Source organism: Kribbella sp. NPDC058245 (assembly GCF_042882005.1).
Taxonomy (GTDB): domain Bacteria; phylum Actinomycetota; class Actinomycetes; order Propionibacteriales; family Kribbellaceae; genus Kribbella.
This window is the reverse complement of sequence record NZ_JBHVWY010000003.1, coordinates 176,958-200,142: the sequence shown is the minus strand read 5'-3', so window position 1 is coordinate 200,142 and position 23,185 is coordinate 176,958. Positions and strand designations below refer to the sequence as shown.

At 66.9% G+C, this 23,185-nt stretch carries 29 protein-coding genes and 1 riboswitch; of the genes, 18 read left to right on the top strand and 11 right to left on the bottom strand.

What is annotated here, in order from left to right; all coding sequences use genetic code 11:
- Window positions 1-98: 98 nt before the first annotated feature.
- On the top strand, window positions 99-2,093 hold the full coding sequence (locus tag ACFVWG_RS07515; protein ID WP_391542331.1) for a TRAP transporter permease: 1,995 nt from the start codon (window positions 99-101) through the stop codon (window positions 2,091-2,093).
- Complete coding sequence (locus ACFVWG_RS07510; RefSeq protein WP_391542330.1) at window positions 2,090-3,067, top strand: TAXI family TRAP transporter solute-binding subunit; 978 nt, start codon at window positions 2,090-2,092, stop codon at window positions 3,065-3,067. The genes ACFVWG_RS07515 and ACFVWG_RS07510 overlap by 4 nt, the downstream gene beginning before the upstream one ends.
- Window positions 3,068-3,242: 175 nt before the next feature.
- Here the strand turns inward: ACFVWG_RS07510 and ACFVWG_RS07505 are convergent, their stop codons facing one another.
- The 3 genes from ACFVWG_RS07505 to ACFVWG_RS07495 all read right to left on the bottom strand — a co-directional run bounded on the left by ACFVWG_RS07505 (window position 3,243) and on the right by ACFVWG_RS07495 (window position 5,748).
- Window positions 3,243-3,890, bottom strand: coding sequence for a hypothetical protein (locus ACFVWG_RS07505; protein WP_391542329.1), 648 nt, complete (start codon window positions 3,888-3,890; stop codon window positions 3,243-3,245).
- 89 nt (window positions 3,891-3,979) lie between these two features.
- Window positions 3,980-5,014 (bottom strand): L-glyceraldehyde 3-phosphate reductase, encoded by a 1,035-nt coding sequence (gene mgrA, locus ACFVWG_RS07500; RefSeq protein WP_391542328.1) that lies wholly within the window; start codon window positions 5,012-5,014, stop codon window positions 3,980-3,982.
- 110 nt (window positions 5,015-5,124) lie between these two features.
- A complete protein-coding gene (locus tag ACFVWG_RS07495; protein WP_391542327.1) occupies window positions 5,125-5,748 on the bottom strand; it encodes a flavin reductase family protein in 624 nt (207 codons plus the stop codon).
- A 67-nt stretch (window positions 5,749-5,815) separates the two neighbouring features.
- Between ACFVWG_RS07495 and ACFVWG_RS07490 the strand changes: the two genes are divergently transcribed.
- On the top strand, window positions 5,816-6,688 hold the full coding sequence (locus ACFVWG_RS07490; protein ID WP_391542326.1) for a phosphotransferase family protein: 873 nt from the start codon (window positions 5,816-5,818) through the stop codon (window positions 6,686-6,688).
- Here the strand turns inward: ACFVWG_RS07490 and ACFVWG_RS07485 are convergent.
- Complete coding sequence (locus ACFVWG_RS07485; RefSeq protein WP_391542325.1) at window positions 6,681-7,613, bottom strand: hypothetical protein; 933 nt, start codon at window positions 7,611-7,613, stop codon at window positions 6,681-6,683. The two genes, ACFVWG_RS07490 and ACFVWG_RS07485, sit on opposite strands and share 8 nt — an antisense overlap.
- 128 nt (window positions 7,614-7,741) lie before the next feature.
- On the opposite strand from ACFVWG_RS07485, the gene ACFVWG_RS07480 reads away from it, so the two are divergent.
- Entirely contained in the window at window positions 7,742-8,260 is a 519-nt protein-coding gene (locus ACFVWG_RS07480; protein WP_391542324.1) for an acyl-CoA thioesterase, read from the top strand.
- Between the two features lie 70 nt (window positions 8,261-8,330).
- Here the strand turns inward: ACFVWG_RS07480 and ACFVWG_RS07475 are convergent, their stop codons facing one another.
- Window positions 8,331-8,510 (bottom strand): hypothetical protein, encoded by a 180-nt coding sequence (locus ACFVWG_RS07475; protein ID WP_391542323.1) that lies wholly within the window; start codon window positions 8,508-8,510, stop codon window positions 8,331-8,333.
- Window positions 8,511-8,527: 17 nt separating this feature from the next.
- Between ACFVWG_RS07475 and ACFVWG_RS07470 the strand changes: the two genes are divergently transcribed.
- On the top strand, window positions 8,528-8,914 hold the full coding sequence (locus ACFVWG_RS07470; protein ID WP_391542322.1) for a potassium channel family protein: 387 nt from the start codon (window positions 8,528-8,530) through the stop codon (window positions 8,912-8,914).
- Here ACFVWG_RS07470 and ACFVWG_RS07465 read toward each other — a convergent pair.
- Complete coding sequence (locus ACFVWG_RS07465) at window positions 8,911-9,555, bottom strand: TetR/AcrR family transcriptional regulator (protein ID WP_391542321.1); 645 nt, start codon at window positions 9,553-9,555, stop codon at window positions 8,911-8,913. The genes ACFVWG_RS07470 and ACFVWG_RS07465 overlap by 4 nt on opposite strands.
- 38 nt (window positions 9,556-9,593) lie before the next feature.
- Between ACFVWG_RS07465 and ACFVWG_RS07460 the strand changes: the two genes are divergently transcribed.
- The 9 genes from ACFVWG_RS07460 to ACFVWG_RS07420 all read left to right on the top strand — a co-directional run bounded on the left by ACFVWG_RS07460 (window position 9,594) and on the right by ACFVWG_RS07420 (window position 16,067).
- Window positions 9,594-10,517 (top strand): DMT family transporter, encoded by a 924-nt coding sequence (locus tag ACFVWG_RS07460; protein ID WP_391542320.1) that lies wholly within the window; start codon window positions 9,594-9,596, stop codon window positions 10,515-10,517.
- Entirely contained in the window at window positions 10,496-10,957 is a 462-nt protein-coding gene (locus ACFVWG_RS07455) for a MarR family winged helix-turn-helix transcriptional regulator (RefSeq protein ID WP_391542319.1), read from the top strand. The genes ACFVWG_RS07460 and ACFVWG_RS07455 overlap by 22 nt, the downstream gene beginning before the upstream one ends.
- A complete protein-coding gene (locus ACFVWG_RS07450; protein WP_391542318.1) occupies window positions 10,957-12,180 on the top strand; it encodes a glycoside hydrolase family 3 N-terminal domain-containing protein in 1,224 nt (407 codons plus the stop codon). The genes ACFVWG_RS07455 and ACFVWG_RS07450 overlap by 1 nt, the downstream gene beginning before the upstream one ends.
- Window positions 12,180-12,515: a YidH family protein gene (locus ACFVWG_RS07445; RefSeq protein WP_391542316.1), complete on the top strand. Its 336-nt coding sequence runs from the start codon at window positions 12,180-12,182 to the stop codon at window positions 12,513-12,515. The genes ACFVWG_RS07450 and ACFVWG_RS07445 overlap by 1 nt, the downstream gene beginning before the upstream one ends.
- A complete protein-coding gene (locus ACFVWG_RS07440; RefSeq protein WP_391542315.1) occupies window positions 12,512-12,820 on the top strand; it encodes a DUF202 domain-containing protein in 309 nt (102 codons plus the stop codon). Before ACFVWG_RS07445 ends, ACFVWG_RS07440 begins: the two co-directional genes overlap by 4 nt.
- 140 nt (window positions 12,821-12,960) lie before the next feature.
- Complete coding sequence (locus ACFVWG_RS07435; protein WP_391542314.1) at window positions 12,961-13,593, top strand: DUF47 domain-containing protein; 633 nt, start codon at window positions 12,961-12,963, stop codon at window positions 13,591-13,593.
- Between the two features lie 2 nt (window positions 13,594-13,595).
- Window positions 13,596-14,594, top strand: coding sequence for an anion permease (locus ACFVWG_RS07430; RefSeq protein WP_391542313.1), 999 nt, complete (start codon window positions 13,596-13,598; stop codon window positions 14,592-14,594).
- 89 nt (window positions 14,595-14,683) lie between these two features.
- Window positions 14,684-15,820: an anion permease gene (locus ACFVWG_RS07425; protein ID WP_391542312.1), complete on the top strand. Its 1,137-nt coding sequence runs from the start codon at window positions 14,684-14,686 to the stop codon at window positions 15,818-15,820.
- Window positions 15,821-15,833: 13 nt separating this feature from the next.
- Window positions 15,834-16,067, top strand: coding sequence for a hypothetical protein (locus ACFVWG_RS07420; RefSeq protein ID WP_391542311.1), 234 nt, complete (start codon window positions 15,834-15,836; stop codon window positions 16,065-16,067).
- Window positions 16,068-16,088: 21 nt separating this feature from the next.
- On the opposite strand, the gene ACFVWG_RS07415 is transcribed toward ACFVWG_RS07420, so the two are convergent.
- Both ACFVWG_RS07415 and ACFVWG_RS07410 read right to left on the bottom strand, forming a co-directional pair.
- Window positions 16,089-16,613: a hypothetical protein gene (locus ACFVWG_RS07415; protein WP_391542310.1), complete on the bottom strand. Its 525-nt coding sequence runs from the start codon at window positions 16,611-16,613 to the stop codon at window positions 16,089-16,091.
- A 102-nt stretch (window positions 16,614-16,715) separates the two neighbouring features.
- Window positions 16,716-17,462 carry a lysophospholipid acyltransferase family protein gene (locus tag ACFVWG_RS07410; protein ID WP_391542309.1) on the bottom strand — a complete coding sequence of 249 codons (747 nt, stop codon included), beginning with the start codon at window positions 17,460-17,462 and terminating at the stop codon, window positions 16,716-16,718.
- Window positions 17,463-17,491: 29 nt separating this feature from the next.
- A riboswitch (TPP riboswitch) is annotated at window positions 17,492-17,611 on the top strand.
- Between ACFVWG_RS07410 and thiC the strand changes: the two genes are divergently transcribed.
- Window positions 17,604-19,226: a phosphomethylpyrimidine synthase ThiC gene (gene thiC, locus ACFVWG_RS07405; protein WP_391542308.1), complete on the top strand. Its 1,623-nt coding sequence runs from the start codon at window positions 17,604-17,606 to the stop codon at window positions 19,224-19,226. It overlaps the preceding riboswitch by 8 nt.
- Here thiC and ACFVWG_RS07400 read toward each other — a convergent pair.
- Window positions 19,205-20,188, bottom strand: a complete 984-nt coding sequence (locus tag ACFVWG_RS07400; RefSeq protein WP_391542307.1) for an alpha/beta hydrolase — start codon at window positions 20,186-20,188, stop codon at window positions 19,205-19,207. The two genes, thiC and ACFVWG_RS07400, sit on opposite strands and share 22 nt — an antisense overlap.
- A gap of 262 nt (window positions 20,189-20,450) precedes the next feature.
- Between ACFVWG_RS07400 and ACFVWG_RS07395 the strand changes: the two genes are divergently transcribed.
- Both ACFVWG_RS07395 and ACFVWG_RS07390 read left to right on the top strand, forming a co-directional pair.
- Window positions 20,451-21,053, top strand: a complete 603-nt coding sequence (locus ACFVWG_RS07395; protein ID WP_391542306.1) for a transposase — start codon at window positions 20,451-20,453, stop codon at window positions 21,051-21,053.
- Window positions 21,050-21,604, top strand: coding sequence for a hypothetical protein (locus tag ACFVWG_RS07390; RefSeq protein WP_391542305.1), 555 nt, complete (start codon window positions 21,050-21,052; stop codon window positions 21,602-21,604). The genes ACFVWG_RS07395 and ACFVWG_RS07390 overlap by 4 nt, the downstream gene beginning before the upstream one ends.
- On the opposite strand, the gene ACFVWG_RS07385 is transcribed toward ACFVWG_RS07390, so the two are convergent.
- Together ACFVWG_RS07385 and ACFVWG_RS07380 are read right to left on the bottom strand one after the other, a co-directional pair.
- A complete protein-coding gene (locus ACFVWG_RS07385; RefSeq protein ID WP_391542304.1) occupies window positions 21,569-22,063 on the bottom strand; it encodes an RDD family protein in 495 nt (164 codons plus the stop codon). The genes ACFVWG_RS07390 and ACFVWG_RS07385 overlap by 36 nt on opposite strands.
- Entirely contained in the window at window positions 22,060-22,701 is a 642-nt protein-coding gene (locus ACFVWG_RS07380) for an RDD family protein (RefSeq protein WP_391542303.1), read from the bottom strand. The genes ACFVWG_RS07385 and ACFVWG_RS07380 overlap by 4 nt, the downstream gene beginning before the upstream one ends.
- A gap of 55 nt (window positions 22,702-22,756) precedes the next feature.
- Here ACFVWG_RS07380 and ACFVWG_RS07375 point away from each other — a divergent pair, with 55 nt between their 5' ends.
- Window positions 22,757-23,185 carry a DUF2752 domain-containing protein gene (locus ACFVWG_RS07375; protein ID WP_391542302.1) on the top strand — a complete coding sequence of 143 codons (429 nt, stop codon included), beginning with the start codon at window positions 22,757-22,759 and terminating at the stop codon, window positions 23,183-23,185.

Sequence of the window (23,185 nt, the reverse complement as noted above, 5' to 3'; positions counted from 1 at the left end):
ACGTAATCACGCGACTCCACGCAGTGTTCGGCAACATTAGCCTTCCGCACACAGGAGGGAACCGGTCGATGACTGTCGGTATCGGAACGGGGGGCGGCGTGAGCACGCCCTCCGACGAAGAGCTCGCCGAGTACGAGCAGGAGCGGCCCGCTCGGCGGCTTCGCCCTGCCCTGGATGTGATCATCTCGGTCTGGTGCGCGATTGTCAGCGTCGGCGTCCTGGCGCAGGTGTTCTTCCCATTACCACAGGGCACGCAGTTTTACTTGGTGATCTTTCTCGCAGCCGTTCTGCCGATCACGCTGCTGTGTTACAGAGGCTGGAAGGTCCCTGCGGTCCTCAATCCGTTCAAGGCGCGCTCGCATGACGACCCTGGCCTGTCGGACTGGTTGCTGGCTCTCATCGCGCTCGTGGTCTGTCTGTACCCGCTGCTCGACTTCGACGGCTACCTGGAACGGCGTCAGGCCCCGACCACTCTCGACGTACTGACTGGCGCCGTACTGCTCGTCCTGTTGCTTGAGGCTTGCCGTCGTACGACGGGGTGGGTGCTGCCGGTGGTGAGCCTGCTGTTCATCGCCTACGCGTACTACGGCGGCTACCTGCCCTACACGTGGTCGCTGGCGCACCAAGGCTTCAACTTCGACGCGATCATCGGTCAGTTCACGATGGGGACCGCAGGCTTCTACGGAACACCGTTGAGTGTCGCTGCGAGTTACATCGTGCTGTTCACGATCTATGGCGCAGTGCTCGACTACTCCGGTGCCGGCAAGTTCTTCATCGACCTGTCCTTCGCAGCCTTCCGGCGGAGCCGCACTGCACCGGGCCGCACCGTCACCTTGGCCGGCTTCCTGCTCGGCAGCGTCTCCGGCTCCGGTACGGCGACCGCCGTATCCCTCGGCACTGTGTCGTGGCCGATCCTGCGCCGGGCCGGTTACCCGCCCGAACCGGCCGGCGGCATGCTCGCGGCCTCGGGTATCGGTGCGATCCTGTCGCCGCCGACCCTGGGCGCGGCGGCGTTCATCATCGCCGAGTTCCTGCAGGTCTCGTACCTGACTGTTCTCGGGTACGCCGTGATCCCGACGATCCTCTACTACCTCGGCATCCTGCTCGCGATCGAGATCGACGCCCGCCGGCACGGTACGACGTCGGCCGAGACGTCGACGCAGTCCGCCCGCAAGCTGCTGTTCCGGTTCGGGTACCACTTCCTCTCGCTGTTCGTGATCATCGGCTTCATGGCGGTCGACGTGCCGCCGTTCAAGGCCGTCGTCTACGCGGTGATCATCCAGTTCGGCCTTTCGTTCCTGGACAAGGAACACCGGCTGACCGGACGGCCGCTGTTCAAAGCGCTTGCCCAGGGCACCCGTTCGGTACTGCCGGTCGCGGCGACCTGTGCGACGGCCGGTGTGATCGTTGCCGTCACCACCCAGACCGGGCTCGGTCTGAACCTGGCCGAGATCATCGTCGGTGCGGCGCGTGGACTCACCGACAACCACACCGTCGTGCTGATTCTGACGGTCGTGCTGTCGGCGTTCGCCGTACTGGTGCTGGGTCTTGCGGTGCCGGTCACGGCGTCGTTCATCATCGCCGCGGTAATCATCGCGCCGGCGTTGGTGCAGCTCGGCGTGACGCAGGCCGAGGCGTACATGTTCATCTTCTACTACGCCGTGCTGTCCGAGGTGTCGCCGCCGACGGCGCTGGCCGCGGTCGCGACGGCCGCGATCACCGGCGGCAAGGTGATGCCGACGATGTGGCAGGCGTGGAAGTACACCCTGCCTGCGTTCCTGGTGCCGTTCGCGTTCGTGCTCACCGACAACGGCGCCCATCTGCTGGGTCAGGGATCGTTCATCGGCATGGTCTGGACGCTGGCCGTATCGATGCTCGCGGTGGCCGCACTTGCTGTCGTGACAGGCGGTTGGATCGTGGTCGCGACGACCTGGATCGAGCGTGCGTTGTGCGTGCCGGCCGCGCTGCTGCTGCTTTACCTCGCGCCCGTAACCATCAGCGTCGGAATCTGTTTGCTACTTGTTGCCGTCGTCATCAATGTGGTCCGGCGGCAACGCCTGGCCGCACCCACGGAAGGATCCGCCAGATCATGAGAATCCGTCGCCTCCCCACTGTCGTGGTGGCGCTCGCTGCTGCCGCCTCACTGGTCGCCTGTGGCGGCCAGCGCGATCCTTCCGGATCCGGTACGGCGGCCGGTGGCCGGCTGACCATTGCCACCGGCAACACCACCGGCGTCTACTACCAGCTCGGTGGCGCGCTGGCCTCGGTGATCTCGCAGAAGGTGTCCGGCTACCGGGCCACCGCGAGTGAGACCGGCGCCTCGGTGCAGAACATCCAGGGTCTGGTGGGCGGCAACTACGACATCGCCTTCTCCCTCGGTGACACCGCGGCCGACGCGGTCAAGGGCGAGAACAGCTTCCAGTCCAAGCAGGACGTGGTCGCGCTGACCCGGCTGTACAACAACTACACGCAGGTCGCGGTCCGGACGTCGGCGAACATCAACTCGATCGCCGACCTGAAGGGCAAGCGCGTCTCCACCGGCTCGCCGAACTCGGGGACCGAGGTGATCGCCCGGCGGCTGCTCGAGGCCGCGGGGCTCGACGCCGCCAAGGACGTCACCGCCCAGCGGCTCGGCCTGCCGGAGTCGGTCGACGCGATGAAGTCGGGCTCGATCGACGCGCTGGTCTGGTCGGGCGGGCTGCCGACCGGCGGCATCACCGATCTGACCACCAGCCTCGGCAAGGGGGTCAAGCTGTTGCCGATCACCGATCTGCTGCCCAAAATGACGGAAAAGTATGGCTCGGTCTACTCTGCGGCACCGATCCCGGCGGCGACGTACAAGCAGCCGGCCGACGTCGCGACGATCGTCGTACCGAACGTGCTGCTGGTCCGCAAGGACATGAAGGACGAGTTGGCTGAGCAGCTCACCAAGACCCTGTACGAGAACCTCGACGCACTGATCGCGGTGAACGCCGCCGCGAAGGGCATCACCAAGGAGGACGCGGCCAAGACCGACCCGGTGCCGCTGCACCCGGGCGCTCAGAAGGCACTGGACGCTTTGAAGTAGCTATCCCCTGAACCGTCCTCTCCCGCACACCAGGCGCAGCGGGGGAGGACGTCGGGCCCCGCCCCGCACACCAGGCGCAGCGGAGTGGGACCCTGCCGGCTCGCACAACCAGGCGCAGTGTGAGCCGGTCGGCCGGGCCCGGCCCTTCGGAGGCATCCGAGGGACCCGGGCCCGGTCACCTGTCTGTCGGGGGCATCGGCGTCCCGTACAGGTAGTGGGACAAGGCCGAATCGCGTTTGGGATGCACGTGATACTTCGTCGGTACGACGCGCCCTTCGGCGCTGTCCCACGCGTTGTCGGCCAATCGCCACATGCGGTGGGCGAGCCGACCGGCGCGGCCGGTGTGTGGTGAGTTCGGATGGGCACGGGTCGGGGCCACTTCTTCGGCCTCGACCAGCCTCTCGGTCAGCGAGTTCATCTCGTGCTGATCGAGTTGGTCGCTGAGCTGCCGGCAGTAGTCGGTCTCGAGCCGTTCATGCTCGGTCAGCAGCCGGTCGATCGCGCGCAGCACGTCGTGCGGGTCCAGGTGCAGTACGCGGCTGTCGCCGTACTGGCGTCCTTTGAGGGAGCGCAGGCAACGCTCCAGGCTCTTGGCGTTGCCGACGTACTGTGCGACGAGCGCGGGACCGTCGGGCAGCCGCCGCACCTGTGGCAGCAGCACGTCCTCAGCTGCCGAAAGGTGCTGCGCGGCGATCGCATAGAACCAGTCCGTCCGGTGCCTGCGATCCGGGTGGGCGGCGGCCGGGTGGCCGGCCGGTACGGCCAGCTCCCGGATCCGCTCGTGCTCGTAGCCCAGCGCCATGTCCAGGGTCGAAGAGGTCATCACAACCACCTCCAGGTGTCTCTCTCAGCGTGCGCCCGGCCACTGCACAACGCAACCACCCTGGAACCATCCGTAATATTACGGATGGGTCAGTGGTCGGAGCTCTTCTTCCACAGGTTGATGCCGGCCTCGACCGCGTCGGCGTCGATTGCCTCGAGCTCGGCAGCGGTGAACTTGAGGTTGCGGACGGCCTCGAGGTTGCCTTCGAGCTGCTTGACGCTGGAGGCGCCGATCAGCGCGCTGGTGACCCGGTCGTCGCGCAGCGTCCAGGCGAGGGCGAGCTGGGCGACGGACTGGCCGCGCTCCTTGGCGATCTCGTTCAGCGCGCGGACGTGCTTGAGGGTGTCCTCGGTCAGCGAGTCCGGGTTCAGCGACTTGCCCTGCGAGGCCCGCGAGCCCTCCGGGATGCCGTCCAGGTAGCGGTCGGTCAGCACGCCCTGCGCCAGCGGCGAGAACGCGATCACCCCGACACCCAGCTCACCGACGGCGTCGAGCAGGTCCTCCTCGATCCAGCGGTTCAGCATCGAGTACGACGGCTGGTGGATCAGCAGCGGCGTCCCCAGCTCCTGCAGGATCTTCGCCGCCTCCCGCGTCTTCTCCGCGCTGTACGACGAGATTCCGGCGTACAGGGCCTTGCCGGAGCGGACCGCGGTGTCGAGAGCGCCCATCGTCTCCTCGAGCGGGGTGTCCGGGTCGAAGCGGTGCGAGTAGAAGATGTCGACGTAGTCGACGCCCATCCGCTGCAGCGACTGGTCGAGCGAGGCCAGCACGTACTTCCGCGAGCCACCGCCCTGACCGTACGGACCCGGCCACATGTCGTACCCGGCCTTGCTCGACAGGATCAGCTCGTCGCGGTACTTCTGGAAGTCCCTTTGGAAGTGCGTGCCGAAGTTGGTCTCGGCCGCGCCGTACGGCGGGCCGTAGTTGTTCGCCAGGTCGAAGTGCGTCACCCCGAGGTCGAACGCCCGGCGCAGGATGTCGCGCTGCGTCTCGAACGGCTTGTCGTCCCCGAAGTTGTGCCACAGCCCCAGCGAGATCGCCGGCAACTGCAGGCCACTCCGGCCTGTCCGCCGATACACCATCTGGTCGTCGTACCGGTCCTGAGCAGCCACGTAGTCAGTCACGAACCTCAGTCTGCACCATGTCGTAACAAGCGCAAAACCCCTTGTTCTGCGCAAGAAACGCCACATCTGACACCGAGAACCGCGCCTTCTTGATCGGTGCGCGGCTGATCTCAGTGCGCGGGCGGGGTGAAGTGGCCAGGCCAGTCGGTGTGGGGGATCCGGGAGATCTCGCGGATCTCGCCGAGGGTGGACCACTCGTCCTTGCCGAGCCGGGCGAGTGGCCGCAGCAGCCGGACCTCGGGGCGGTTGTCGGCCAGCACCGACTCGTCGATCGCGATCGAACGGACCTGGCCGATCACGACTGTGCAGTCGCCGAGCTCGAGCGTGGTGTGCAGCGTGCACTCGATGGCCACCGGTGACTCGGCCACCCGCGGTACGCCGACGGTCCGCGACGGCTCGGGCGTCACGCCGATCGCCTCGAACTCCGAGACCTCCGGCGGGAAGTTCGTCCCCGACGCGTTGACCTGCTCGAACAGCGCCTCCGCCGCGAAGTTCACCACGAACTCCCCGGTCGCCTCGACGTTGTTCAGGCTGTCCTTCCGGCCGACCGAGGTGAACTGCACCATCGGCGGCCGTACACAGGACACCGTGAAGAACGAGTGCGGCGCCAGGTTCAGCACGCCGTCCGCCGACCGGCTCGACACCCAGGCGATCGGCCGCGGCACCACCACCGAGTTCAGCGTCGCGTAGATCTCCCGCGGTCCGACCTGATCCGGATCCAGCTCGATTCGCATTCTGGTAGTAGATCAAACCGATGGACACCGCCCCTGCACCCCTACGAGGATCAACGGGATGGACGCGATGGTTGACGCAATTCGCCTGCTGGCACACAGCTACGGCGTCACGGCCGATCAGGTGCGGGAGGTGCCGGGTGGGGTGGCGAACCGGGGGTTCGTGCTCGGGGAACGGTTGTTCGTCCGGGTGGCACGCCCCACGTTCGAAGCGGACCTGCGGAAGGAGACCGTCGTCGTACCGGTGGCTCGGGATGCCGGCGTGCGAACCCCCGCGATCCTCGAGTACGACCCGAGTGACGCGCACCTGGGAGCGCCGTACGTTGTGGTCGAACGTGTCCACGGCACCGAACCTGAGGTCACCCCGGCAGCGGTGGTCGTCGACCTTGCGCGGTTGCATACCGTACGGCGCGGGGCCCTCGCGGAGGTTCCTGTGGACGGATGGGGTGAACCGCGGGTCGCAGTTGGCGAGTTGGCCGATCGCGGCTACCTGGACGCGGAGACCGCGCGCTGGCTGGCCGGGTGGTTCACCCGGTTGGAACAGCGGTTCGATCGGTCGGCGCCCGCCGTACTGGTCCACGGAGATGTTGCCCCGCACAACCTTCTCGTGGGCAGCGACAACAGCCTCCAGGCTGTCATCGACTGGGGCGACGCGGCGTGGGGTCCGCGAGCTCTCGACTTCGCCAAGCTGCGGTTGACCGAGGTCGTCCAGCTCCTTCCTGAGTACTTGTCCGTGGTGCGCGAACTGTCCGACTCGGCGCTCGCGGAGGATGAGTTGGCCGCAGGTGTGCTCTATCTGCACCTGTCCTGGGGAGTGGGCAAGCTCCAGGCCGACCCGTGGCCCGGTCAGCGCCACTGGACTGCCCCACCAGCCAGCCGCCTCGCGAGTCTGCTGCATTTCTTCACCGCCACTCCGCCGTACCCCTGGTCGACTCTCACCTGACCTCTGCTGGAAGAGAGGTGATGAGGGTTGTGAGTTGGGTGGAGAGCGCGAGGGTGGTGGGGGAGGTTGAGGTGGTGGCCGGGTGCCAGGTCGGGTGGCCGGTGGTGGTGAAGGTGACCAGGTGGACGTCGGGGGAGAGCGGGCCGGGGGCTTGCGTGTGGGCTCGGGCGGTGAGGTGGAGCAGGAGTCCTAGGGCTGGAAGGACCTTGAGGTCCCGGATGACGTGGATGAGCAGGAGGTCGCGGGCGGGGACTGCGGCCAGGACTGCGGAGGGCAGGTCGGGGAGCTGGAGGGTTTCGCGCAGGACTGTGTCGAGGACAAGGGCACGGGATGCGGTGAACGAGTCGCCGGTGAGGCGCGCCAGCTGAACGCCGTCCTCTTCCAGCAGTTCGAGGTGGTCGGCACGGCGGCGGAGGTTGGCGAGGCCTAGGGCTTCGGCGGCCGACCAGGTGAGGCCCAGGTCGGTCGGGTCGAGGTACATCGTGACGGTCGTGTCGTGGAGCGTGGCGGGCACGGACAACAGGCCTGGGATCACGTCAGGACGGTCGGCGACCCAGTGCGGTGGGAGTGACGTGCGTGGGACCAGACGCTGGATCAGCTCGCGGGCGGGATCGTCGGGCGGGTCGGGTGCACCTTCGTCGAGGCGGCGGAGGAGCTCGGCGAAGTGGGTGTCGACGAACTGAGGCCAGTCGTCGGGATCCTCCTGGGCGATCGCCCGGGCCAGGTTGGTGAGACCGAGAATCGGTCCAGGCGCGTCCGGGTCGAGCGCGTCGAGGACGGCTGCAGGGATCAGGGCACCTGCTTCGTACTGAAGGTCGAAGCCGAGCTCGCGGCAGGTGGTGAGCGCGAGGGCGACCAGACGGTCGACCTGTGGCGCGGTCAAGGGGCTCAGATGCGGATCGGTGGGAGTTTCGGTGGTTGTCATGGGCACCTCCTCGACAGAGAAAGTACGAGGATTCGCCCCCGTTCCAGCCGGTCGATTCGAACCTGTGGACAACTTGCTCGGTACTCTGCGGCGCGGGGACCGAATCCGGTCCGGAACAGGAGGACCAGATGTCCAGCACTCCGGCGTCACGGCCGACTTCGGTGACTCGGCTGTCGTTGTCGCACATCACGGCGCAGCACGAGACGAACCTGCTCGGCACCGTGCACGGTGGGGTGATCATGACGCTGGTCGACTCGGTCGCGGGCGTGGTCGCGGCGCGGCACTCGGGTGGGGCTGCGGTGACCGCGTCGATGGACGAGATGGTCTTCCTGGTGCCGGTTCGGGTCGGCGATGTCGTGCACTTCAGCAGTCAGGTGAACTGGACCGGCCGGAGCTCGATGGAGGTCGGGGTGCGGATCACCGCGGATCGGTGGGACGCGGTGGGACCGGAGGTACACGTGGCCTCGGCGTACCTGGTGTTCGTGGCGGTCGACGCGGATGGCAAGCCGCGTGAGGTACCGCAGGTGGTGCCGGAGACCGACGAGGAGCTGCGGCGGATGCGGGAGGCGGAGATTCGCCGGAGCCACCGGCTGGCGCGACGGCAGGCGATCATCGCATCGCGCGAGCAGGACCGGTCCGCCGGATGAGCTGGTACTCCGCGGCGCGGCGGCAGCCATCGGCGGTCCTGCTGGTCGTGCAGTTGCTGGGCGTGCTGATCTACCCGCTGACCGAAGGTTCGCGAGGCGGTCGGCTCGCCTTCGAGACCTTCGGGATCGTCGTACTGGTGCTCGCCGTGTTCTCGGTGCGATCGACGCCGGGACTCACCTGGGTCAGCATTGGGCTGGGAATCCCGGCCGTCGCGCTCTCGTTTGTCGACGTGTACAACTCGAGCGACACGGTTAGCCGTCTCGTCTGTGTTGCACGCGGCCTTCTACCTCTACGCGGCCTACAGCTTGCTGCGCTACATGCTGTCGGACCACGACGTCAGCACCGACGAGCTCTACGCGACCGGTGCCACGTTCACCTTGGTGGCTTGGGGATTCGCCTACCTGTACGTGTTCGTCCAGGTCCTCGTCCCGGGCAGCTTCATCGCAGCAGATGCCCCCAGCAACGACCGTACCTGGATGGAGTTGCTCTTCCTGAGCTTCACCACGCTGTCCAGCACCGGGCTCAGCGACGTCGTCCCGATCTCCAGCTGGGGCCGCTCGGTAGTAATGATCGAGCAGCTCGCCGGCCTCGGCTACGTCGCGATGGTCGTCTCCCGCCTGGTCGGCCTCACCATCTCCCGCCGTACAACCTAAGACGTCACTGTGTCGCCAGCACCAAGCCGCGGCCAGCCGGCGAGCAGGTCGGCGGCGGCGCGAGCGGCGACTTCGGTCGCGTTTGCCATCGCCGCGACCCGATAACTGACCAGCGCACCTTCGTGGAGCAGCAGCAGCCGATCCGCCAACTCGCCGGGGTCGGCCATCCCGGCCAGCCGCGCCTGCGCCTCGAACTCGGATCGCATCCACTGCTTCTGCCCGACGATCACCGGCATCGCCGGGTGATCAGGCGCGGCGAGCTCGACGCTCGCGTTGATGAAGCCGCAGCCGTTGCGCGACCCCGCCAGCCAGTCGGTCAGCGCAGCAAACAGCGCTAGGACCACCTCCTCGGGAGAACCAGGCGCGCGCTCCGCCAACTGCTCATCGAGGAACTCGTGCCACACCCGGTTCCGGTGCTCCAGGTACGCCGCGATCAGCCGATCCTTGGACCCGAAACGGTCGTACAGCGTCTTCTTGGTCACGTCGGCGGCCGCCGCGATCGCGTCGACCCCGACGGTCCGGATGCCCTGCTCGTAGAACAGCGTCGACGCCGCCGCCAGGATCCGCGCCCCGGCCGGGGTCAGCCGGTCCGCCGCGGGCACTCCGCGATCGACGAGCAGTCTCATCTGCTGAACAGGCATACTGACAGTATACCGACCGGTGTGGTTACTCTCGGGCCATGACCATCGCCCCGCCAGTACGACGTACGCCGAACCTGCGCCTGGTGACCCTGGCCGCAGGAGCCGGGTTCGTCGTGTTCTGGAGTTCCGGCTTCATCGGCGCCGGCTGGGGGACGCGCTACACGAACGCGTTCGACCTGCTCGCCTGGCGCTTCCTGCTGGCCGGCCTGCTCGGCGCGATCATCCTGAGCATCCGTCGTCCCCGCCTGACTCGTCGCGACCTGCTCATCCAGATCGCGATGGCGGTCCTCACCCAGTTCATCTACCTCGGCGCCATCTTCACCGGCATCGACCATGGCATCACCGCCGGAGCCACCGCGCTGATCGGATCGCTGCAACCACTGCTCATCGCGACAGTTGCCGGTCCCTTGCTCGGAGAGCCGGTCGACAGACGCCAGTGGATCGGTCTGGTGATCGGACTCGGGGGAGTCGCCCTCGTGGTCGCCGACGATCTCCATGCGGGCCACGGCTCGTTGCTGCTCTTCTTGATTCCACTGATCGGTCTGCTCGGCCTGGTCGCGGGCACTTGCCTGGATCGCCGGAGCAAGTCGGCGGTCAAGTCACTCGATGCGGTCTGCGTTCAGAGCATGGTGTCCGCAGTGCTGTTCGTCACGTTGGCGGCCTCGACACATCAGCTCAGCGTGCCGCAGCAGCCCGGGTTCTACGGTGCTGTGCTCTGGTTGGTGCTGTTGGCAACCGGAGGCGGTTGGGGCTTGTTCTTGGTCAATCTGAAGCTTTCCGGTGCGACCAGAGTCAGCAGTCTGCTCTACCTGGTGCCGCCGACCACGATGCTGCTGGCGTACTTCGTGCTGGACGAGAGCATCGGAGCCCTGGCGGCGGTCGGCATGCTGGTCTGTGCCGTTGCCGTCGCACTGATCAGGCTGCCCGCTACGCTGCCGACATGGCGGAACCCCGATGGCTGAACGAGAAAGAGCAGCAGGCGTGGCGCGCGTTCATCGCGGCCCAACGCGTGGTGAACAGCCGGATCGAGCAGCAACTGCAGCGTGACGCCGGGATTCCGCACACGTACTTCGAGATCCTGGTGCGGCTGTCGGAAGCGCAGGAGGGCCGGCTGCGGATGAGCGAGCTCGCGGTCGCGACGATGGGGTCGCGCAGTCGTCTCTCGCACGCGGTCAATCGCCTCGAGCGGTACGGCTGGGTGCGCCGTGAAGGTATCGAGTCCGACCGTCGCGGTCAGGTGGCGATCATCACCGACGCCGGCCGGGAGAAGCTGGTGGAGATCGCGCCGGGTCACGTCGAAGAGGTTCGCAGCGCGATCTTCGACGCTCTCTCCGAGGAGCAGGTCGACCAGCTGTACGCCGTCTGCACGGCTCTGGCCGAGCACACCAGCCAGGAGCGTTGATGCGGGCACGAGCCACAGCTCTCGTCGTACTGTCTGCTCTGCTGCTTGCTGGTTGCAACGACAGCCAGTCTCCGCCGACAGCCGGTCCGAGCACGGTCCCGTCGTCGTCGGTACCGCTGCCGCCGAAGACCACGGACCAGCCGACCACTCCGACACCGTCGGCCACGCCGACGTCGACGCCCACTACTGGCTGCATCGACGCCAAGCTCGAAGACCTCACACTCCGAGAGCGCGCCGCTCAGCTGATCATGACCGGCATCAGCGCCAATGGCATGACGTCCGCCCAGCGCCCGATCGTCCAGAAGCAGAAGCCAGGCGGCGTCCTCCTGCTCGGCAGTGGTGGCAGCCTCGCTCACACCAAGGCGGCGACCGCCGCGGCGACAACCGCGGCCACGGTCGACGGCATCAAGCCGCTGATGGCTGCGGATCAAGAAGGCGGTCAGATCCAGCGTCTGAAGGGCTCCGGCTTCACTCGCATCCCATCGGCAACGGTTCAGGGCACGTGGACGAGTGACAAGCTCACCGCCCGGGCTACGCAGTGGGCGAGCCAGCTCAAGCAGGCCGGGGTCAATACCGACCTCAGTCCGGTGGCCGACGTCGTACCGGCGTCTTTGAAGAAGCAGAACGCGCCGATCGGCCAACTGGACCGCGAGTTCGGCAACACGCCGGCCAAGGTCGGACCGCCGGTTCAGGCCTTCGTCCGCGGGATGGCCAAGGGTGGCGTGATCACCTCGGTCAAGCACTTCCCCGGCATCGGCAAGGTCCGCGGCAACACGGACTTCGCCGCCGATGTGATCGACAACGTGACGGTCCGCGGTGACGACGACCTGCAGCCGTTCGCGGACGGCATCGCGGCCGGCACCGAGATGCTGATGGTCTCCACGGTCACCTACACCAAGATCGACCCCAAGAACCGGGCGGCGTTCTCCTCGATCGTCATCGACGGCATGATCCGCGGCGACCTCGGGTACGGCGGTGTTGTGATCACCGACGATGTCGGAGCAGCGGCCAACGTGGCGAAGGTGCCGGCCGGTCAGCGGGCCACCCGGGTGATCGCAGCCGGCGGAGACATCGTCATCAACGGCGCTTCCAACCTCACCTCCGCCATGGTGAACGCGCTGGTGGTGAAAGCCCAGCAGGACAAGGCCTTCGCCGCGAAGCTCGACGCGAGCGTACGGCGGGTGCTCGCCCTCAAGCAGAAGCACGATCTGGTGACCTGCTGATGCAGGAGGAGCAGGAGCCCGACTACCGGTTCACTCTGGCGAACGAGCGAACCTATCTGGCCTACCTGCGGACATCACTGGCGTGTTATGCCGGTGGCCTCTCGGCAGTGCAGTTCCTCGACCTCGGGCACGATCGCTGGCCGGCCCGGATCATCGGACTGATCCTGGTCGCCGCCGGGCTCGTGACCACTGCCGGAGCACTCCGGCGCTGGCAGCAGAATCTGATCGCCATGCGTCGCGGTCAGCCACTCCCGGTGACCAGACTGCCACTGATGCTCGCGGCAACCATTGCCGGCGCCGGTGTGATCGGCCTGATCTTCGCATTGTGGCGATGAGCACACGTGACCCCGGTCTCCAACCCGAGCGGACCCTGCTCGCCTGGCGGCGGACATCCCTCGGGCTGGTCGCCAACGGCATTCTGCTGCTTGCCTCCGGCCACGGTTCGTCCGACGTCCGCACCGGCCTGGGCATCGTCGTACTGGTGCTCGCACTGGGCTGCTGGGCGGCCGTGAGCGCTGTCTACCGCCATTCCCGGGGCGCCGCCGTACAGGCTCTCGGCCAGGACCGGGTGCTCCGGATCGCCGCCGGACTGGTGCTGGTGGTCGGTCTTTTCGACCTGTACGCCGTGATCACGCGCTGATACCAATTGATTACTCGGTAGTCACCTCCTAGTGAACTAGTTCACCCTTACGCGCTACGTTGACCCGGGCGATGCAACCCCAGCCGGTTGTTCGCCCTAGCATGATCCACGGTTTGTCCCTCGTTCACCCGGAGCTTGAAGTGCCGTTACGTCTGCGTCCGAACGACCCGACGTTCTACGACCTTTTCACCGAATCCGCCAACCACCTCGTGGACGGCGCCCGGATCCTTGCCGAACTGCTCGGCAGTACGGCCGGCAGTGGGCTGTCGGCCAGTCATCAGATCGCTGTTCAGATGAAGGACGCCGAGCACGCGGCGGACGAGACGACCCACTCGATCATCCGCCGGGTCAACTCGACGTTCGTGACGCCGTTCGACCGCGAGGACATCTACCGGCTGGCCTCCGACCTCGACGACGTCATGGACTTCATGGAGGAGGCGGTGGACACGATCCACCTCTTCAACCTGGAGAAGCTGCCGGAGGAGGTCGCCGAGCAGATCGAGGTGCTGCAGCGGGCGGCTCAGCTGACCGCCGAGACGATGCCGCGGCTGCGCACGATGAAGGACCTCGCCGAGTACTGGATCGAGATCAACCGGCTCGAGAACACCGGCGACGCGGTGCACCGGCGGATCATCGCCAAGCTGTTCAGCGGCGAGTACGACACCCTCACGGTCTTGAAGCTGAAGACCGTGGTCGACCTGCTGGAGGCTGCCATCGACGCGTTCGAGCACGTCGCCAACACGGTCGAGCAGATCGCCGTCAAGGAGAGCTGAGCGTGGAGTTCGCGCTCGTCATCGCGGTCGTCGTGATCGCACTGGCCTTCGACTACACCAACGGTTTCCACGACGCGGCGAACGCGATCGCGACCTCGATCTCGACCCGCGCGCTGACACCGCGGGTGGCGCTGGCGATGGCCGCGGTCTGCAACTTCCTCGGCGCCCTGGCCGGCACGGAGGTCGCCGAGACCGTCGGCAAGGGCATCATCACGGCTCCGGCCGGCAAGCACGGCCTGGTGATCGTGATCGCCGCGCTGATCGGGGCCATCACGTGGAACCTGATCACCTGGTACTTCGGCCTGCCCAGCTCGTCGTCGCACGCGCTGATCGGCGGTCTGGTGGGCGCCGGACTGGCGTCGTCCAGCGTGGTGCTGTGGAAAGGGATCGTCGACAAGGTCGTCATCCCGATGGTGCTGTCACCGGCCATCGGCTTCGTCGGTGCGTTCCTCCTGATGGTCGCGATCCTCTGGATCTTCCGGCGCCGCAACCCCGGCAAGGTCACCCGGGGCTTCCGGCTCGCGCAGTCGCTGTCGGCCGCCGCGATGGCGCTCGGGCACGGTCTGCAGGACGCCCAGAAGACGATGGGCGTGATCTTCCTGGCGCTGCTCACCACCGGGCACGCGGACAAGGACGACGGCATCCCGCTGTGGGTGAAGTTCTCCGCCGCGACCGCGATCTCCCTGGGCACGTACTCCGGCGGCTGGCGGATCATGCGCACCTTGGGCCGTCGGATCATCCACCTCGACCCGGCCCGCGGATTCGCCTCCGAGGCGATCGCGGCCGCCGTGCTCTACGTGATGGCGATCGGCTTGCACGCCCCGGTCTCCACGACCCACACGATCACCAGCGCCGTGATGGGCGCCGGCGCCACGAAGCGCCTGTCGGCCGTCCGCTGGGGCGTCGCGAAGGGCATCGTCACTGCCTGGGTGCTGACCATTCCCGCCGCCGGCCTGGTCGCCGCCGGCGTCTACGGGGTAGTCCATCTGATCCTGGAGTGAGATCCCCGGATCGCATTCATTTCGAATTCATCCACCACCCCTACGGTCGGTCGAGTGCCACAACTCGTCCGCCGAGGGATGTGATCGGGATGGATCTGTCGTTTCTCGTCGTCGTGGTGATCGTCACCGCACTGGTGTTCGACTTCACGAACGGCTTCCACGACACCGCTAACGCGATGGCGACATCGATCGCCACCGGCGCGCTGAAACCGAAGGTCGCGGTGGGGCTGTCCGCCGTCCTGAACCTGGCCGGCGCGTTCGTCTCCACCGAAGTCGCCAAGACCATCTCGAGTGGGCTGGTCGACGATACGAAAGTCACGGTTCCGATCATCTTCGGCGGCCTGGTCGGCGCCATCTTGTGGAACCTGCTGACCTGGTACGTCGGTCTGCCGAGCTCCTCGTCGCACGCGTTGTTCGGCGGCCTGATCGGCGCGACCTGGATCGCGGCCGGCGCCGGTGCGGTCAACTTCGGCACCGTGGTGCAGAAGATCATCATCCCCGCGGTCGCCGCACCGGTCGTGGCCGGAGTGGTCGCCCTGCTGGGCACCTACCTGGCCTACAAGATCACCGCGCGGGCCCGGAAGAAGAGCGTCGACGACGGCTTCCGTGCCGGTCAGATCGCGTCCGCCTCGCTGGTCTCGCTGGCACACGGCACCGGTGACGCGCAGAAGACGATGGGCATCATCACGCTGGTCCTGATCACCTCCGGCAGCCTGGCGCAGGGCTCGCGCCCGCCGATCTGGGTGATCTTCGCCGCGGGTCTGGCGATCGCCGCCGGGACGTACCTGGGCGGCTGGCGGATCATCCGCACGATGGGCAAGGGCCTGACCGAGATCGAGTCGCCGCAGGGCTTCGCCGCGGAGACCAGCTCGACCGCAGTGCTGCTGGCCTCGTCCCACCTGGGCTTCCCGCTCTCGACCACGCAGGTCTGTTCCGGCAGCATCCTGGGTGCCGGTCTGGGCAAGCGGCTCGCAGAGGTGCGCTGGACGGTCGCCGGCCGGATGGCTCTGGCCTGGCTGTTCACCCTGCCGGCCGCAGCACTCGTCGGTGCACTGTCCGGTCGGGTGGCGAACTCTGGCAACCTCGGGGTCGCGCTCATCGCCGTACTGGCTGTGGCCGCAGGCGGTGGCATCTACCTCGCCTCGCGGCGGACGCCGGTCACCTCGACCAACGTGAACGAGTACCCGAGCACCCCGGCCGCCACCTCGGCGCCCGCGGCGGTCTGAGCGGAGGACGGGCATGCACATCAACTGGAGTGCACTCGGTGAGGTCGCCCTGGTCAGCCTGGTCTTCGGAGTGGGGCTGGCGGTGGTGTTCGCCTTCGGTGTGACCGCTATGGCGCGCCGGGCAGCAGCTATCGACGAAAAGCGGCCTGCACCGATGGTGGACACCGCAGTGGCGTCGCTGTGCTTCGCGGCGTGCCTCGCCGCGGTCTTGTACGGGCTCTACCTGATCATCCCGCAGTTTCATTAAAAGAGCGCAGCCATTAACCACTTAGCGGTTCCAGCGGCGTACTGCCTTGGCCACGTCCTTGGTACGCACGGCGTCGAGGTTCTGTTCCCAGGCTGTGAAGAGCCGGTCGCCTAGCTCGGCCGCGTCCAGACCAGCCTGGGGCCGAACGGCGACCGCCCACGTCGCAGCGGCAGCGTGACCCTGCTGGTGCAGCAGGTGATTGACGGTCGCCTGGATGCGTTGCCGGTCCTCGCCGGTCAGGCCGCGGGCAGCCCAGTCCTGCAAGATGGCTGCGTCCTCGCACGTCATCTGGGCCAGGTATGTCAGTGGACCGCGCCAGAAGCCGCGGTGGCCGATGCTGTCCAGGCTCTCCAGCGGGAACCAGCCGTTGGCGCAGCGGCGGCCGTTGACGGCGGCCTCGACCTCACGCGCGCGCTCGCCGTCCAGGTCTCGGGTGGACCAGTCGATGAAGTAAGCGCCTGCATCCGGCAGATGCTCGGCGACGTGCGGCGCCACCACCAGCGTCCCGGGTTCGAACAGTCGCAGTTCTTCCGGTGAATCGAACAAAAACCTTCCCCCGCCCAGCACAAGGCAAGCAGCACAGAAACCCCCCAGATTCCTGCCTTGTCAATAACAAGAGCCCTTCGTACCCCCATTCGCCGGTGGGGGTCAAGGCCCTGTCCGCGCCCGCCGCGCGAGCTCCTCGCGGTCCATCCGCTCCGCCTCCTCCGGCGTCGGCGCGGAGCCGCCGTACGCGGCCGGCAGCCACCAGGCGCCGGGCGGCTGCTCCGGGTAGGCGCGGATGGTGTCGTCGAGCATCTCGGCCATCGTCGAGCGCAGTACGGCGGTCGCCGCGACCGGATCGTCGTCCGCGGTGACGGTCATCGGCGTACCGACCGTGATGGCGATCGTGCGGTGCCGGGAGAAGTCCTTCGGGTGGTCCTTGGTGAGCATCCGCTGGGTACCCCACAGGATCAGCGGAATCACCGGTACGCCGGCCTCGGCCGCCATCCGGACCGTGCCGGACTTGAACTCCTTCAGCTCGAACGACCGGCTGATCGTCGCCTCCGGGAACACCCCGACCACCTCACCGGCCCGCAGATAGTCAAGAGCCTGCTCGTACGACGCCGCGCCCGCACCGCGGTCGACCGGGATGTGGTGCATGCCCCGCATCAACGGGCCGGACCAGCGGTTGCGGAACAGGACCTCCTTGGCCATGAACCGGACCAGCCGCTTGCTCGGCACAGCGCCGTACCCGCCGAGGACGAAGTCGACGTAGCTGATGTGGTTCAGCGCGATCACCGCGCCGCCGGTCCGCGGCACGTTCTCCGTCCCGGACAGCTGGAAGTTCACCTCCAGCACCTTGAACGCCGTACGGGCGAAACCGACGACAGGCGGGTACACAAAGTCGCGCATCGTAGGAGCCTACTAAGGTATTGGTGATAACTGGAGATCGCGGGAGCTCGCACCGTAGTGGGCTGAGAGGGCGGCTGGATCGATCCGGCGCCGCCGACCGCCGAACCTGTCCGGGTAATTCCGGCGTAGGGAGCACAGCAAGTGACAACTATCGGCACCGTACGACCGACTGTCACCACCGGCCCGATCTCGGGCTCCGAGAAGATCTATCGCGGCGAACTGGGAGTTCCGGCGCGTCGTGTCCACCTCACCAACGGCGAGTCCTTCGACCTGTACGACACGTCCGGGCCGTACACGGACGCGTCGGCGCAGATCGACGTACAGTCTGGTCTGCCCGCGCTGCGGCGCGAGTGGATCGCTGGGCGGACGAACCTGACCCAGCTCGCGCATGCTCGAGCCGGCACCATCACCGAGGAGATGCGGTACGTCGCGCTCCGGGAGAACATGGATCCGGAGTTCGTCCGGTCCGAGGTGGCGCGCGGTCGCGCCGTCATCCCGGTCAACCGGAACCATCCGGAGGTCGAGCCCGCGATCATCGGCAAGAAGTTCCTGGTGAAGATCAACGCGAACATCGGCAACTCCGCCGTCAGCAGCTCGATCGAGGACGAGGTCGAGAAGCTCGTCTGGGCCACCCGCTGGGGCGCGGACGCGGTGATGGACCTGTCCACCGGGAAGAACATCCACGAGACCCGCGAGTGGATCCTGCGGAACTCGCCGGTACCGATCGGGACCGTGCCGCTCTACCAGGCACTCGAGAAGGTGAAGGGTGATCCGGCTGCGCTGTCGTGGGAGGTCTACCGCGACACCGTCATCGAGCAGGCCGAGCAGGGCGTCGACTACATGACGGTGCACGCCGGCGTACTGCTGCGGTATGTGCCGCTGACCGCGCGACGGATCACCGGCATCGTCTCGCGTGGCGGCTCGATCATGGCCGCGTGGTGCCTCGCGCATCACCAGGAATCCTTCCTGTACACGCATTTCGCCGAGTTGTGCGAGATCCTGCGCGAGTACGACGTGACGTTCTCGCTCGGTGACGGGCTCCGGCCGGGCTGCATCGCGGATGCGAACGACGAAGCCCAGTTCGCCGAGCTGCGGACGCTGGGGGAGCTCACCAAGGTCGCCTGGGAGCACGACGTACAGGTGATGATCGAAGGTCCCGGACACGTGCCCATGCACAAGATCGCGGAGAACGTACGGCTCGAGGAGGAGCTGTGCGGTGAGGCGCCGTTCTACACATTGGGGCCGTTGGCAACTGATGTGGCGCCGGCCTACGACCACATCACCAGCGCGATCGGGGCAGCGCAGATCGGCTGGCTCGGTACGGCGATGCTCTGCTACGTCACGCCGAAGGAGCACCTCGGGCTGCCGGACCGCGATGACGTCAAGACCGGGGTGATCACCTACAAGATCGCTGCCCACGCGGCCGATCTGGCCAAGGGTCACCCGGGTGCGCAGGCCTGGGACGACGCGTTGTCGACGGCCCGGTTCGAGTTCCGCTGGGAGGACCAGTTCAACCTTTCTCTGGATCCCGACACCGCTCGGTCGTACCACGACCAGACGTTGCCGGCCGAGCCCGCCAAGACCGCGCACTTCTGCTCGATGTGCGGTCCGAAGTTCTGCTCGATGCGGATCACCGCCGACATCCGCAAGTACGCCGAGGAGCGCGGGCTGACGTCGACCGAAGCCATCGAGGCCGGCTTCAACGAGATGTCCGAGACCTTCAAAGCCAATGACAGCAAGGTCTATCTACCACTGGCCGACTGACGCTGCATCCAGGGTCCGACCTGAGCTGCTGAGGTGTCGAGCAGGCTGAGGTGGGTTTCTCCCGGCAGGATCGTCACGTCCGCGTGCGGTGCCTGCCGGGAGAACTCGGCCAGCTTGGTCGCATCGAACACCTCGTCGTCGGCGCCGACCCAAACACCGACCGGAACCTTGATGCTTTGCAGGTCATCTGCTGCCTGGTCGGCATTCTGGGCGAGCGCCATGTTCACCGTGTACCGGTTCACCATCCCGGATTCCCGCAGCTCGGCTGTGGTGTAAGCGAAACCGAGCGCCTTCGTATGACCGTCGATCCGGCCGCCGGTGACGGCATTGGCGATGAAGATCCGGGTGCAGATGGTCGCGAAGTTGCTGCCCCGATCGACTTTCTCGGTGTCGGAATGCAGTCCGTAGTCCGGAGCGAGGAAGACGTACCCGGCGATCGGGTCGGGGAACCGGTTCAGGCTGTTGAGGATCAATCCGGCCCCGGCCGAATGTCCGCCGGCGAATTCCGGGAGCCCCGGCCAGCGGTCGTGGACGAAACCGATCACGTCGGCCGTGTCCTGCCAGACCTGTTGTGGGGAAGGCGCATCGCCACGTGGACCACCGGAGGCGCCGTGGCCGCGGATATCCACCAGGTACGTCGCGACGCCGTACCGGACGAGTTGCCGGGCCAGCGGCAGATAGCCGGCTCGGCTGTTCGCGCCGGAGCCGTGGAAGAAGACAAGCGTCGAGGTCGGATGGGCCGGGAGCTCGGCGTAGTACGCGAGCTGCACGCCGTCCGAAGCGGTCACCGCGCCACTCGGTGTGGCCGGCAGCGTGCCGACTCCGTCGGAGATCAAACCAGGGGCCGGTGGGGTCGGGAACGAGCACGGGACGGTCGCCGCGGCGACGCCCGCGCCGAGTAGTGCGGCCAGAAGGGCCAGAACCGCCACCAGGATGATTTTCCGCCGGGTTCGTATCGCCACCTTGGCACCGTAGGCCGAGGGGGCCCGGTACGGCGGTTTCTGGGCCTTTGGGGCAGGAAAAGTGAGCTTTTCGGCCTTACGCGGAGTGAAATCGGTGGGTGCGTCGAGATGCGGAAGTGCCCCGATTGAGCGGAGAATTGGGGAATCGGCTGCCTTGCGGGGTGATTACGGGGAGTGATCGGGTGAACCGATTCAGGTTTTTGCCTTCACTCAGCGTGAATAAGACTGTAGCCTTAACCCGTTGGCAAGGAGGTGCAGGGCAGTGGTCTTCGTTCTCACGGTAGATCAGCGCGGCAGCCGAATCAGCGGTGATCTCGTACCCGAGCTACTGAAAAATCTGAATCGCCGGCCCCGGCAGCCCGGCCTGCTCCGCAAGTTCGAGCGGACCGCGGGCGACGAAGTCCAAGGGATCCTGTCGGAGGCCACGGCAACGATCGACCTGATCGTCGACCTGATCCGCCGGGACCACTGGTACGTCGGCCTCGGGATCGGCGACGTCTTCGATCCCCTGCCGCGCAGTACGCGAGCCGGTAACGGTGACGCGTTCGTGCACGCCCGGGATGCGGTGACGAAGGCGAAGGCCAGCCCGCACCACGTCAACGTGTGCGGGTCGGACGCGCTGCTGGCCGATCAGGTGGAGACTGTGCTCTGGTTGCTGGCGTCGGTGTTGCGACGGCGCAGCGACCGCGGGTGGGCTGTTGCCGACCTGCTGGCAGAGGGACTGACACGACGGGAGATCGGCGTGAAACTGGGGATCAGCCAATCTGCGGTAACCCAACGGGCTCAGGCGGCCGGAGTGGTCGAGGAGCAGCGTGGACGGTTGCTGGCGTCCGAATTGCTCGGCCGCGTCGAGGTCGCTGCGTGACGGCACTTGTCCTGGCGCTCACCGGAGCCGGGCTGATCCTCGCCGTACTGGCGTGGGTGCCCAAGGCTGGTGCGACGCTGGAGATCGTGCTCAGCGGCCTGATGCTGGCCTGTCTGATCGCTGCTGGTCTGGTGCTGCTCTACGGGCACGGTGTGGTCGGCTGGGACGAGCGTTGGTGGAATGTGCTGCTCCTGCTGGCCGGAGGACTCGCAGTGACCGGCGGCGGCCCGCTGACGACCTCTGTGCTTGCTTTGGCGGACCGGGGCAACACCAGGGCCCAGTCCACGCAGAAGGCCGGTGAGGTGCTGCGTGGCGGCGCTCTGATCGGTTCTCTCGAGCGTGGTGCGATCTTCGCGGCCCTGGTGGCCGGCTGGCCGGAGGGGCTGGCCATCGTGCTGGCAATCAAGGGACTGGCCCGCTACCCCGAGCTGCGCAGTCCTGACCAGCCTGCCTCCGTCACACCGCAAGCGGTGGCCGAGCGCTTCATCATCGGCACCTTCACCAGTGTGCTCTGGTCAGTAACCTGCGCCGGCTTCCTGCTCTCCCACTGACTGGACGTAGGTGTTGAGCACCTTGTCGTGCAGGGTCTGCTTCTGCTCGTCCCACAGCGGCCAGAGCGAGTCGATCAGCGGGACGTAGGCGAAGACTGCGGCCAGCACGTCCCGACCGAACGCTTTGCCGGGGCCGATCGGCTGCAGAGTGGCACCGTCGACCAGCCGAAGCTTCAGTGCGCTCTTGCCGACGCTCTGCCCGGTATTGCCCTGCCGGAACACCCGGTTCCAGAGCCACAGGCCGAAGGAGACGGCCATACCGAGAAGAAAGGCGATCACGGACCAGGCCTGCGGGGCGTCGTCCTCCAGATCCATCCGGGAGAAGACGTTCACGATGAACAAGGTGTAGCCGATGACGGCCGGGACGCTTTCGATCAGTCTGTCGATCAAAGCCGCGCCGACGCGCGGCAGCCACTCCGCCAGCGGCGGCACGGGGGTGTAGCCGTACGGAACGCTCATGTGCTGACGACGATGTCGTTGACGATCTTGTCGTGCCAGGTCTGCTGCTTCTCGTCCCACAACGGCCAGAGCAGGTTGATGAAGCACAGGTAGTTGAAGAAGTAGGCGCAGATCTCGCGACCGAGGTTCGGGCCGAAGCCGATCAGTTCACCGGTCTGGATGCTGATCACCCGCGACCCGGTCATCTTCTTGCCCAGCGACTGGCCGGTGCGGCCCTGCTGGACCACCCGGTTCAGGAACCAGATCACCGCTGAGGCGATGAAGCCGAGCGTCAGCGGCAGCCCGGCGCTGTCCGAGTACTTGGGGTTGGTGCTGATCGAGATGGTGACGATCAGGGCGATCCCGGTCGGGAAACCCTGCAGGACGCTGTCGATGAGCGAGGCGCCCACCCGCGTCGTGTAGCCGACCGGCTGACCGGGCAGTGCGAAGCGGTAGCCGCCCTGTCCCGAAGAGCCTTGCGCATAAGGGTTGTAGCCGGGCTGGATGTGCCCGCTGGGCTGGAACCCACCACCGGGCTGGCCGGGCGGGTACTGGTTCGGCTGCCCCGGGGGGAACTGGTTCGGCTGGCCAGGCGGGTACTGGTTGGGCTGACCGGGCGGCGTGGAACCGTCGTACGGGCCGGACGGAGGGGTGGTCACCTGAATTCCTCTCTGGTGCTCAACTACGGGCTGCAAGGCAGGTTACTGTGGTGCGGTGAGCCATGGCGTCGTACTCCGCCCCGCTGGACCGGTCGAGCCGGTGGACCGGCGCGTGCAGGGGCTCGCGATGGTCGGTGTCGGTGGTTTCGCATTGGCTGGGGTCTATCAGCTGACCGGGCTCGGCATTCCTTGCCTGCTGCACGCCACCACCGGTCTGAACTGTCCGCTCTGCGGGTCGACCCGGATGGCTGCGGCCTTGCTCCGTGGCGATCTGAACGCCGCCTGGCACTTCAACCCCGTCGTACTGGTGCTGGGCCCGCTGATCGGCCTTGCCGTCGGCTACCAGGTGCTGTCCTGGGCGCTGGAGTCCCTGCGCCTGGTGCGGCTGCCACGGCTGACGATGAACCCGCGGGTGGTCGACTGGCTCACCAAGGCCGTCGTCGCGCTGCTGATCGTGTACGGCTTCGCCCGCAACCTGAACTGA